Source organism: [Clostridium] symbiosum ATCC 14940 (assembly GCF_000466485.1).
Lineage (GTDB): Bacteria > Bacillota > Clostridia > Lachnospirales > Lachnospiraceae > Otoolea > Otoolea symbiosa.
On the sequence record NZ_KE993028.1, the window covers coordinates 1 to 11,165 of the forward strand.

At 50.2% G+C, this 11,165-nt stretch carries 9 protein-coding genes; 7 read left to right on the plus strand and 2 right to left on the minus strand.

Annotated elements, in window-relative coordinates; translation table 11 throughout:
• Positions 1-17 precede the first annotated feature (17 nt).
• Complete coding sequence (locus CLOSYM_RS20035; RefSeq protein ID WP_009297616.1) at positions 18-1,337, minus strand: MATE family efflux transporter; 1,320 nt, start codon at positions 1,335-1,337, stop codon at positions 18-20.
• 20 nt (positions 1,338-1,357) lie between these two features.
• On the minus strand, positions 1,358-2,689 hold the full coding sequence (locus tag CLOSYM_RS20040) for an MATE family efflux transporter (protein ID WP_021643565.1): 1,332 nt from the start codon (positions 2,687-2,689) through the stop codon (positions 1,358-1,360).
• 310 nt (positions 2,690-2,999) lie between these two features.
• On the opposite strand from CLOSYM_RS20040, the gene CLOSYM_RS20045 reads away from it, so the two are divergent.
• The 7 genes from CLOSYM_RS20045 to CLOSYM_RS20075 all read left to right on the plus strand — a co-directional run bounded on the left by CLOSYM_RS20045 (position 3,000) and on the right by CLOSYM_RS20075 (position 10,875).
• The gene (locus tag CLOSYM_RS20045; protein ID WP_021643566.1) at positions 3,000-3,848 is read left to right on the plus strand and encodes a MurR/RpiR family transcriptional regulator; all 849 of its coding nucleotides are present in this window, start codon (positions 3,000-3,002) and stop codon (positions 3,846-3,848) included.
• A gap of 159 nt (positions 3,849-4,007) precedes the next feature.
• Positions 4,008-5,084, plus strand: a complete 1,077-nt coding sequence (locus CLOSYM_RS20050; protein WP_003497588.1) for a M42 family metallopeptidase — start codon at positions 4,008-4,010, stop codon at positions 5,082-5,084.
• A gap of 50 nt (positions 5,085-5,134) precedes the next feature.
• Positions 5,135-5,842 (plus strand): nucleotidyltransferase family protein, encoded by a 708-nt coding sequence (locus tag CLOSYM_RS20055; RefSeq protein WP_003497586.1) that lies wholly within the window; start codon positions 5,135-5,137, stop codon positions 5,840-5,842.
• The gene (locus tag CLOSYM_RS20060) at positions 5,836-6,906 is read left to right on the plus strand and encodes a GHMP family kinase ATP-binding protein (protein WP_003497585.1); all 1,071 of its coding nucleotides are present in this window, start codon (positions 5,836-5,838) and stop codon (positions 6,904-6,906) included. The genes CLOSYM_RS20055 and CLOSYM_RS20060 overlap by 7 nt, the downstream gene beginning before the upstream one ends.
• Before the next feature lie 212 nt (positions 6,907-7,118).
• A complete protein-coding gene (locus tag CLOSYM_RS20065) occupies positions 7,119-7,778 on the plus strand; it encodes a D-glycero-alpha-D-manno-heptose-1,7-bisphosphate 7-phosphatase (protein WP_003506312.1) in 660 nt (219 codons plus the stop codon).
• Positions 7,779-7,817: 39 nt separating this feature from the next.
• Positions 7,818-10,241 (plus strand): hypothetical protein, encoded by a 2,424-nt coding sequence (locus CLOSYM_RS20070; protein WP_021643567.1) that lies wholly within the window; start codon positions 7,818-7,820, stop codon positions 10,239-10,241.
• Positions 10,234-10,875 carry a D-sedoheptulose-7-phosphate isomerase gene (locus tag CLOSYM_RS20075; RefSeq protein ID WP_021643568.1) on the plus strand — a complete coding sequence of 214 codons (642 nt, stop codon included), beginning with the start codon at positions 10,234-10,236 and terminating at the stop codon, positions 10,873-10,875. Before CLOSYM_RS20070 ends, CLOSYM_RS20075 begins: the two co-directional genes overlap by 8 nt.
• The last annotated feature ends 290 nt before the right edge of the window (positions 10,876-11,165 follow it).

The following is an 11,165-nucleotide window of genomic DNA, read 5'->3' on the forward strand; positions in this document are numbered from 1 at the left end:
GCGGCGTCCTCACCTGCTTAACTAAATCTCCACTTTCGATAGGAAACCAATTCATAAACCGTCATACAGCACCACCCAATCGTAGTACCTATTACAACCGCCTGGATGCCAAAACGTCCCAGAAGCGAGTAAGTCAGAATAACACGGATAGGGATCTGTATAATTGTCGCAATCAGTGTGACTCTCAGATTTCCGATGCCACGGAAATAACCCTGAAAGCTGTTGGTGATTCCGCTGAGGAAGTAGAAGCAGGCCATCGGGATGATGTAGAGTATGCCAAACCGGAGTGCTTCGGTTTCTTCCGGTTTCAGGAAGATGCCGAGAAGCTGGTTCTTTCCGGCCAGTACAAGGACGGAGATGGCAATTGTATAAATCTCTGCCATTACGATTACGGTTTTTAAGCCCTTTGGAATCCGGTGATACTGCTTACCGCCTTTATTCTGGGCGGTGAAGGTTGTGATTGAGGCTGCCAGGCTGTCACCTGGGGCCAGGACGTAGCTGTCTATAATCGAGACGGCATTGAAAGCGGCAACCGCATCGACTCCCAGTGTGTTGATGCCGGACTGGACCAGAAGGCGACCGATATAGAGTACGGTCTGCTGTAGAGCCGAGATGGAGCTGAAATCAACCGTTTTTTTCAGAAAATCCATATCAATATGAAGCTCCGGCAGTGACAGCCTCAGATAAGGAACCTTTACTTTGATATAGATAAACAGCATGAGTGAAGAGACGGCCTGGGAAATCACAGTTGCATAGGCCGCGCCCTGTACGCCCATATGGAGCGTCCCCACCATATAAACTGCCAGAAGGACATGGAGTATCGTTGTCAGGCACAGTACATAGAGAGGAGCCCTTGAATCTCCGATGGATCTCAGCCCGGCTGAGAGTATATTATAAAAAAAGGTAAATATTAACCCGAGGGAGATGATTTTCAGATACTGTGAAGCCATCGGCGCAATTTCCAGCGGAGTTCTGGTCATGCGTATAAACAATCCGCTTCCGGTAAAAGCCAGGAGTGAAAGTACGATGGTCAGGATAAAACCGGAGACCAGAGAAGTGGCCATTTCCGTTTTAAGAGCCTTATAATCTTTTGCGCCAAAGTACTCGGACATCAGAATAGAAGCGCCCAGAGATAGGCCCACAATCAGGAAAATAAGAATATTCATGATAGGCCCCGCTGCACCGATGGCCGCCAGGGCTTCTTTGCCGTTATACTGACCGACAATAATTGAGTCTACCGTTTGATATAATTGCTGCAGAAGGTTTGCGAACATCAGAGGCACTGCGTAGGTAAGCAGATGTCTGGTAACATTTCCCTGTGTCATGTCACGAACCATAATAAGTCCTCCCTGGATTTTTAAATCTGATTAAAGTTCCGGCCATATTTTCTGTATGCATAGATGTCAAAGACGATCATGCAGGCCCAGCCAAGCACAGTGCCGACAGCCACGGACTTCAGTTCAAGCCGTGAGATCAGCCCATAGGTCAGTATGACACGGACCGGGATCTGGATTAAGGTGCCGATTAAAGTGAACTTTAACCTGCCGATACCCCGGAAGTATCCCTGGAACGTGTGAGTCATTCCGGCCATAAAATAGAAACAGGCCATGGGACGGATATAGGAAAGTCCCAGCGCAATGGCATTTTGTTCCCACGGTTTCAGGAATATCCCAAACAGAGGACGACCGGCAAACAAGATAATCAATGTAACAAAAACAGTGTAGATGACGGCGATTGCCATTGTGATTCCAAAACCTCTGGGAATGCGGTCGTATTTTCCGCCGCCTCTGTTCTGGGCCGAGAAAGTGGTGACGGAAGACGCCAGGCTGCTGCCGGGAGCCAGGACATAGCTGTCGATAATGGAAGCGGCATTGAAGGCAGCTACCGCATCAACGCCCAGGGTGTTGACGCCGGACTGGACCAGCAGCCGTCCGAGGTAAAGCATGGTCTGCTGCAGGGCTGAGACGGAGCTGTAATCGGCTGTTTTCTTAAGCAGTTTCAGATTGATATGGATTTCAGAGGGCTTCAGCCGCAGGACGGGTACCTTTATGTAAATATAAAGAATCAGCGCCAGCGAGGAAACGGCCTGTGCAATCACGGTTGCCCAGGCAGCCCCGTACACTCCCAAATCCAGGTTCCTGACGAAGATGATATCGAGAACAACATTGATGATTGTTGTCAGTATCAGCACACAGAGTGAGGTTCTGGAGTCTCCGATCGCACGGAGGGCGGCAGCCAGTATGTTATAAAAAAAGGTAAATATCAGGCCGGCGGAAATAATTCTCAGATATCCGGCCGCCATATGGGAGATTTCCTCCGGTGTCTGTGTAAGACGGATAAAAAGCCCGCTTCCCGCATAAAAGAGCAGAGACAGCACGAGAGTAAGAAGCAGTCCTGCGCCAATTGAGGTAGCCATTTCCTCTTTCAGATCCTCATACTTTTTTGCTCCATAATATTTGGCCATTAAAATTGAGGCGCCCATGGAGATTCCTGCGATCATAAATATGAGGATATTCATGACAGGCCCGGCGGCGCCGATGGCCGCCAGGGCTTCCTTGCCCCGGAATTGACCGACAACGACAGAGTCAACCGTGTGATATAGCTGCTGGAACAGATCGCCGATTATCAGCGGCCCTGCATAAAGCAGAAGATGTTTTGTTATATTTCCCTGTGTCATGTCTCGTGCCATAGGAGCCTTTCCGGCGGGTGGGTCTTATCCCGCCTGTCCGCTGTTCATAAATCTATTGTATCCGGCAATACTCTTAATATATCATTTTGATAAAACAGATATTTCCTCTTGCCAAAACAGCGAAATTTCCCTATAATGAATTTTGAAAATCATAAACAAGTTACTCGTGATTGATAAGAATCATTATAAGGTCAATTATAGTTATCTGTATCCGGTCTGTCAATTATAATTTTGCAGTAAATGTAAGGCATGGATATATTTTGGTATTAGTTGGTGAGGACCGTTCTATTCTGATAACAGGAGGTACAAAATGGACAGAATTAAAAATATACCCGGGGAGGCGAAGCTGACACCGAAGGATAAGATAGTCCTTGATTATATACTGAGGAACCGGGCAAAGGCCTGTTTTATGACATCGTCGGAGATTGCGCAAATACTGGGGATTAGTCCTTCTTCCGTAGTGCGTGTATCCTCCAAGCTGGGCTTTGAAAATTTCAGCCACTTTAAGAGGGCTCTTCAGGAAGAGCTTGCGGACAGCCGGAAAAAGGAGAAGGCACAGATTCCCTATGAGAAAATAAAGACGATTGAAAGCCTGTCGGAAGATGAGATTATCGCGGTATTAAAGGCGAATGTAATGCGGAATATTGAGAGTGACCAGACGACGGCGGATTATGTCAATTACCGGAAGGCGGCAAAGCTGATAACGGAGGCCGACCGGGTTTTCATTGTGGGATTCAGGACTTGTGCCGGTTTTGCATCCTCATTCGGCGTCATGATGGGCTGTGTGCGTCCGGGGATCTATGTTGTAAACGGCAGCCGGCCGCTGGTTGATTCCCTGGTGGATCTGACTAAAAATGATACGGTAATAGGTCTCTCTTACGAGAGATATTCCAGCGACACGGTATTTGCATTAAGTATTGCTAAAAAGGCAGGCAGTCATATTGTGGCCCTCACCGACAAATATACGTCGCCCCTTTGCAGCGGAGCCGAGGCGGTTATTCTCAATTCCACTGAGAACCTGTCCTTTTATAACTCCTACACGACCCTTGTCATGGCAATGGAGGTACTGCTGGGCCTTGTCAGCAAGAAGAACAAGAGCCAGAATGAAGAACGGCTGATTAAGATGGAAGAGTATCTGAGGGAGACGGGACAGTACTGACTGCAGTGCTGTTCTTTCTTTTTATTTAATTTTTGTTTTCATGTTTCTTACTTTTGAGGCTTTTGGGGGCTTTTGTGCCAGTATCAGGTAGAAAATAGCGGGGAACTATGATAAAATACATAAGTTAAACTGGGTTTGCTGTGCCCGCAGGAGGGAAAAATGAAAGATATTAATTATATAGTGGATATTCTGGAAGAGATTGTTAATATACCAAGTCCGTCAGGCTATACAAAGCAGGTGATGGAACGGATTGAAAAGGAGGTGGCGGGCTTCGGATTTTCCTCCGCTTATAACCGGAAAGGCGGGATGCTGATCACAGTGCCGGGACGAACGGAGACGGTGCTGGGACTGTCTGCCCACGTGGATACGCTCGGAGCCATGGTGCGTTCCATCCGCCCGGACGGAACACTGGCTATCGTGTCGGTGGGCGGTTTCATGATGCAGTCAGTTGAAGGGAGCTATTGCCGCATTCATACCAGAGAAGGAAAGACCTTTACGGGGACGGTTCAGACGAAGGCGCCGTCGGTACACACCTACGATGATGCCAGGACACTGGAACGCAAGGAAGCCAATATGGAAGTGCGTCTCGATGAGATTGTGCGCGGAAAAGAGGACGTGGAGGAGCTGGGCATCGGGCCGGGGGACTTCATCAGCTTTGACCCGAAGTTTGTCTATACGGACAGCGGGTTTATCAAATCCAGGCATCTGGATGACAAGGCATCCGCGGCCGTAATCCTGGGGCTGCTTAAGTATCTCCATGAGACAGGCCGCCAGCCGGAACAGACCCTCAAGATAGCCATCAGCAATTATGAGGAGGTCGGACACGGGTGCAGTTATATCCCGGAGGATATTGAAGAGTTTCTGGCGATTGATATGGGCGCGCTGGGAGATGATCTGAGCGGAGATGAATACCGGGTATCCATCTGTGCCAAGGATTCCTCCGGCCCTTATGATTTTGACATGACAAACCGTCTGATCAGCCTGGCTAAGGAATACGGGATCGGGTATGCGGTTGATATCTTCCCGCACTATGGCTCCGATGTTTCTTCCGCTCTCTCGGCAGGCAATGATATAAGAGGCGCGCTGATTGGGCCGGGGGTATCTGCATCCCATGGTCAGGAGAGAACCCATATTAAAGGGCTGGAGCAGACATGGATGCTGCTGGCGGCATATGTGGGAGTGCTGGATAAGGAACTCAGCAGGAAATTTTTTGAACAGCTTAAGGCTCAGCTATAAGTCAGGGCGGTTCACGCTCCTGAAACCGCAGTGATACAGGGAGGATAAAAATGCAGGCAATACTTCTGGCCGGAGGGTTGGGAACGCGGCTTCGCAGCGTAGTCAGCGACCGTCCAAAACCAATGGCCCTGATTGAGGACAGGCCTTTTATGGATTACGTCGTGCGCGGCCTGACACGCTTTGGAATCGATGATATTATATTTGCGGTCGGATATAAGGGCGGCATGGTGGAAGAGTATTTTGGAAACGGCGGGAAGGCCGGGATTAAGGCATCTTATGCATATGAGGAAGAGCTTCTGGGTACGGCGGGAGCCATAAAGAATGCGGGAAGGTTTGTGACAGAGGAGAATTTCTTTGTTCTGAACGCGGATACATTTTATGAGATGGACTACTGCCGGCTTATGAAGATAAAGGAAGAGAACTGCCTGGATATGGCGCTGGTACTCCGGGGAGTACCGGACGTAACGCGATACGGGGAGGCAGTCCTGGACGGCGTGATGCTGGCCGGCTTCAATGAAAAGACGGGAGAGGCGCGTCCCGGCACCATCAACGGCGGTGTTTACCTGATGAGCCGGGAACTGCTTGAGCAGATTCCGGCAGGTAAGGTTTCCCTGGAGAATGAGATGATTCCCGGATGGATGAAAGAGGGAAAGCGTCTGGGCGGCTTTGTCAACGACGGATATTTTATTGATATCGGCGTGCCGGAGGATTATTTCCGGTTTCAGGAGGATGTTAAGAGAGGAGTCATCAGATGGTAATCAGAGGAAGAGCGCCGCTGCGGGTCAGCTTCGGCGGCGGAGGTACGGATGTGGAGCCCTTCTGCCTGGAACAGGGAGGGGCTATCATAGGCAGCACAATCAACAAATACGCATACTGCTCCATCATTCCGAGAGATGACGAGCATATCACCGTCCATTCCCTGGACTTCGATATGACGGTGAAATACAACACGAATGAAAATTATGTCTACGACGGCAAGCTGGATTTGGTTACGGCTGCGCTGAAGGCAATGGATATCAAGCAGGGCTGCGAGGTTTATCTGCAGTGTGATGCGCCTGCGGGGTCAGGGCTGGGAACATCCTCCACAGTCATGGTGGCTCTTCTTACGGCAATGGCCAGATGGAAGGGAATCGAGATGGACAATTATGCGATGGCGGATCTGGCTTACGGTGTGGAACGGTGTGATCTGAAAATCGCCGGGGGTTACCAGGACCAGTATGCCGCAACCTTCGGCGGGTTTAATTTTATTGAATTTCACGGCCGCAACAATGTGGTTGTCAATCCTCTGCGGATCCGGAGGGATATCATCAATGAGCTTCAGTATAACCTGCTTTTGTGCTATACCGGCAATATCCACGTTTCGGCCAATATCATCCGGGATCAGGTCAACAACTACAAAAAGCAGGATGCATTTGAAGCCATGTGTGAAGTGAAGGCTCTTTCTTATGCGATTAAGGATGAGCTGTTAAAAGGAAATCTGCACAATTTCGGCAAGCTTCTGGACTACGGCTGGGAGAGCAAGAAGAGAATGAGCAGCAAAATCAGCAATCCGCAGATAGACACGCTTTATGAGGAGGCCAAAAAGGCCGGAGCTTTGGGAGGAAAGCTGCTGGGAGCAGGCGGCGGCGGGTTCCTTCTGGTTTATTGCCCTTATAATGTGAAGCATAAGGTTGCCGCCCGTCTGGAGCAGGTCGGCGGTCAGCTTATGGACTGGAATTTTGAGCTGAGGGGCGCACAGAGCTGGATCTGCAATGACGAAAGATGGCAGTATCAGGATGTGAAGGTACAGATGCCGGATAAGGAATATCAATTCAACTTTTAATATATCCTACGGAAGGCAATTCAAAGTTACTGTTCACACGGCCCATATTCCGCGAGGTGTTTTCGTGCGCATTTTGCACGAAAATCCCGAGTTGCACGGCGCGAAACGGCGTTTTTTGCCGTTTCTGTGCATCGCGAAGCGTGTTATTGTTCGCAGCCGCCGTTTTTTGGCGGGGTGTGAACAGTAACAATTCAAATACCAGGAGATTAGAGATGGAATCAGAAAAAAGGCCGGGCGGACAGAGAGATACGGGACGGGGGACGGCGCCCCGGAAGGCGGTATTTCTGGATCGGGACGGCACAATGAATACAGAAGTGAATTATCTGCACAACCCCGGGGATCTGGAACTGATTCCCGGCACCGCCGAGGCCGTTAAGCTGTTAAATGAGGCAGGCTTCGCCGTTATTGTGGTGACCAATCAGGCTGGTGTGGCAAGAGGATATTACACGGAAGCGGATGTGGAAGCGCTTCATAATTACATGAACAATCTGTTGAAAGAATCGGGGGCCGCTGTGGATGCATTTTACTACTGCCCCCATCACCCGGAGCATGGTATCGGCAGATATAAGATGACATGCCGCTGCCGGAAGCCGGGAACCGGAATGTTTGAGGCGGCCGCGAGGGAGCTGCCCGGCGGCATTGACCGGGAAAATTCCTGGATGATTGGTGACAAGCTGATTGACACGGAGGCCGGACATAATTTCGGAATCAGGAGCATTCTGGTCGGTACCGGATATGGCAGTAAGATTCGGAAAGAGCAGGAAGCGGCCGGAAAGCTGACGCCGGACGGCAGGTGTACGGACGGCAGCTATGACTATTATGCTGCCAATCTTCTTGCGGCGGCCCGCGCTGTCGTTGAGGGCATCTGTTAGTGTGAACAGTAACAAATATGGAACAGGAGGAAGCAAAAGATGCAGCTTAGAAACAGAATATTTGCAGCAATACTGATACCTGCAGCCGTGCTGTCCATCGCGCTTCCGGCTGTCACGCTGTTTACCGGAGACGGTTTCCTGGCGCCTTATATCAGAACCCCTGAAGCTGCTAAAATGCTGGCGGAGATTGCCGTCCTTCTTCTGCTCTCAGGAGGGATTTTCTTCCTGATTAAAAATAAGGGGAGACAGGCGGCCGCGGCGGCCCTTCTGGGAGCGGCGTTCTGCTGGCTTCACGTGGTTTTCCTCCCCATGGTTCTTTCCGCCCTGTATCTCGGATTTCTGGTGCTTGCCGGGCGTTTTCTCCGGGAGAAGGTGTTCGGGATAAAGGACCACAGCGGTTATCCGGCAGATTTCCTGCTGGGCAGCAGTGCGGTCATTCTCCTTTTCTGCCTCCTTTCGGCGGCCGGAGCAGGCCGGATCCCGGTCATGCAATTTGTCTGTGCGGCGGCCGGTCTCGTCCTTTATGCATGCTATGGTGCGAAGCTTTACAAGGAGAGGGGAAGAAAAGAGTTACTGTTCACAGGGAGTATTCCGCGAGGTGATATTGATTGCAGAACCGCGCTTTACAGCGGGGCTGTGAACAGTGACAGAAAAGAAAAAGCAGCCGATTCTGCGGGCCGGGGGAGTGATAGGAAAACGGGCTCCTTCGGACGATTCTTTTACCCGGGCTGTTATACGCTGATTTTTACGGCATTCCTGATCCAGGCGGGCAGGATGAACATTGCCCTAGACTTTGACACGCTCTGGTATGGCGTCAGGTCGGAATATATTCTGGCCGGCGGCGCAGGAATTTACGAAAATCCCGGACTCGTGGGGATGGTTTATGTCTATTCGAAAGGGCTGGAGGTTCTGACACTTCCCCTCTCGGATTTGGCTTCGCACAGCTACCTGTTATTTTTTACACTTTGGCTGGCTGTGATGGGGCTTATGATGGTTTACAGAATTGCCCGTCTTTTTATGGGACGGGAGTACAGTGTTCTGGCAGCGGCTCTGTGCGCCTCCCTGCCTGCAATTATGAATATGGGAATTTCTGCAAAGCCTGATATTATTACATGGCTCTTGCAGTTGATTATGATAGAATATTTCTTCCGGTATCTGATTAGTACCGGGGCGGGAGAGGATAGAAACGGTAAAGGATCCGGAAGGGGGAATGTAACGCTCCTAATTCTGTCGGCGGGAGCATATCTTTTGTCTCTCACGATGAAACCCACCTCCCTGATATTTTCAACAGCCGTATTCGGCATGATGGGCATTTATCTGATCGGTTGGAGGCGTCTGTCTTTTCGCGCATCCCTCAGGCACTGGGCGTCCATAATCCTGCCGGGGGCGGCCCTCGCAGGAATCTGGGCGAGAACCATGATGATAACAGGAATGCCTGTGACTTCCGTTTTCACCTCCATTTTTGCGAAATTAGGATTTGAGATGAAATACCCTTTTGCCACAGGTTCCCTGCCTCAAAACTGGCAGGATGAGAGCAATCTTCATGTGCTGCTCCGCAGGCTCTGGCAGATGCTTTTATCGCCGGAGGGAAAGGACATGGGGCATGTGATTATCGCCTGGGGAACCTCCCTGCTCTTTTTTCTGGTTTTGTTCATCGCTGTGTCCGTAATGATGGGGGCAGCCGAAAAAAAGGAGAGGGGCGGTATCACCACTGCCGCTGCCGTGATATTCTGGCCGTTTCTGGCGGTGAATCTGATCAGTCTGGTAATGCTTTATCAGGTGGACGGGAATTATTTTATGCTGCTATACACCTTTCTGGTACTCATAGCCTGCCGGAAGCTGTCAGGCCTTGCACAAAAGAGTGCCAAAGGACTGGTCATCCTCCTGCTGGTGCCGCTTCTCGGGTTTAATATCCTGTTGACGGCGCAGACAAACTGGGCATGGTCGGTGGGGTTTTCAGAGATACGGCCAGTCAATAAGGGCCGTTATAACCATAAAGCAAAGCAGCATGAAGATATGATTATTAAAGGAAATGCGGCTATCTGGCAGATACTGGCGGCCGATCCTGAAAACAGGGTCATCGCCTTTGGAGATCATCCGTTCTGTCTGCAATTTCCGTGCAACGTACAGTCTTACAAAGACATCACATCGCCGTGGGGAAATGTGGAGCTGGTCAATTCCCCGGAAGCGTTTGAAGAATATATGGAGCATGCCGGTACGGATTACGTTTACGCCGAGTCCGGATATATCGGCACCGACAGCTGGGAGTGGAGCTATGGACTGCTCCGGGACCTGATATCGGACGGCGTTCTGACCGATTTCTTTTTTGAAAACGGAAATATGCTGGCCCGGTACAGCAGGGAAAAGCTGCCGGGAGAAAAAGCGGCGGAAAATCTGCGGCTGTTTGATGAGAATTACATCACTTCGGATATGGTGAAACAGGAGGTAAAAGAGAATGAATGAATACAGATATCTGACAGAGCTTTCAGAACGGTATCCCGTGTTAAAGCAGACAGAGAACGATATCAAGGCATCCTATGAGATTATCAGGGAAGCATATGAAAACGGAGGCAAGCTTCTGATTGCCGGAAACGGGGGAAGCTGTGCCGATGCGGAACATATTGTAGGCGAGCTGATGAAGGGATTTGTCAAAAAAAGGCCGGTATCGAAAGAGATGAAAGAGGCGCTTATTGCGGCTGACCCGTCAAGGGGAGAACGGCTGGCCGGCCGGCTGCAACAGGGGCTTGCGGCTATCGCCCTGACAGGCCATCCGGGGCTTTCCACTGCTTTTTTAAACGATGTGGACGGGGAAATGATATATGCCCAGCAGATTACAGGTTTTGGAAAGCAGGGGGACGTATTTCTCGGTATCACCACATCGGGAAATTCTGAAAATATTATGTATGCCGCCGTGGCGGCCAGAGCAAAGGGAATGAAAGTATTAGGCCTGACCGGAAGGGACGGCGGAAGATTGAAGGGGATCTGCGACGCGGCGGTTGTAGTGCCGGAAAATGAGACTTATAAGATTCAGGAGCTGCATCTTCCGATTTATCATGTTCTCTGCCTGATGTTAGAAGAGCATTTCTTCAATCAGTGATTGTAATTCAGACGTTACTGTTGACAGGCAGTATCCCGAGAGGTGTTATTGTTCGCAGAACGCCGCTTTTTGGCGGAGTGTGAACGGTAAGTTCAGACAGGTCTCGCATTTGCAGCAGTTTGGCCGAAGGCTGAACTGAAACCCAATAAGACATGAGACAGGAAAACGGAGTTTGCAGGATAATGGATTATAACGTTGATAAAAGGTTACTGTTGACAGGCAGTATCCCGCGAAGTGTTTTCGCACGTATTCCGTGCGAAAATCCCGAGTTACACGGCGCGAAACGGCGT

Coding starts and splice junctions, on each gene's coding strand:
- CLOSYM_RS20035 (WP_009297616.1), bottom strand. CDS start 1,337: ATGGTTCGTGACATGACACAGGGAAATGTTACCAGACATCTGCTTACC.
- CLOSYM_RS20040 (WP_021643565.1), bottom strand. CDS start 2,689: ATGGCACGAGACATGACACAGGGAAATATAACAAAACATCTTCTGCTT.
- CLOSYM_RS20045 (WP_021643566.1), top strand. CDS start 3,000: ATGGACAGAATTAAAAATATACCCGGGGAGGCGAAGCTGACACCGAAG.
- CLOSYM_RS20050 (WP_003497588.1), top strand. CDS start 4,008: ATGAAAGATATTAATTATATAGTGGATATTCTGGAAGAGATTGTTAAT.
- CLOSYM_RS20055 (WP_003497586.1), top strand. CDS start 5,135: ATGCAGGCAATACTTCTGGCCGGAGGGTTGGGAACGCGGCTTCGCAGC.
- CLOSYM_RS20060 (WP_003497585.1), top strand. CDS start 5,836: ATGGTAATCAGAGGAAGAGCGCCGCTGCGGGTCAGCTTCGGCGGCGGA.
- CLOSYM_RS20065 (WP_003506312.1), top strand. CDS start 7,119: ATGGAATCAGAAAAAAGGCCGGGCGGACAGAGAGATACGGGACGGGGG.
- CLOSYM_RS20070 (WP_021643567.1), top strand. CDS start 7,818: ATGCAGCTTAGAAACAGAATATTTGCAGCAATACTGATACCTGCAGCC.
- CLOSYM_RS20075 (WP_021643568.1), top strand. CDS start 10,234: ATGAATGAATACAGATATCTGACAGAGCTTTCAGAACGGTATCCCGTG.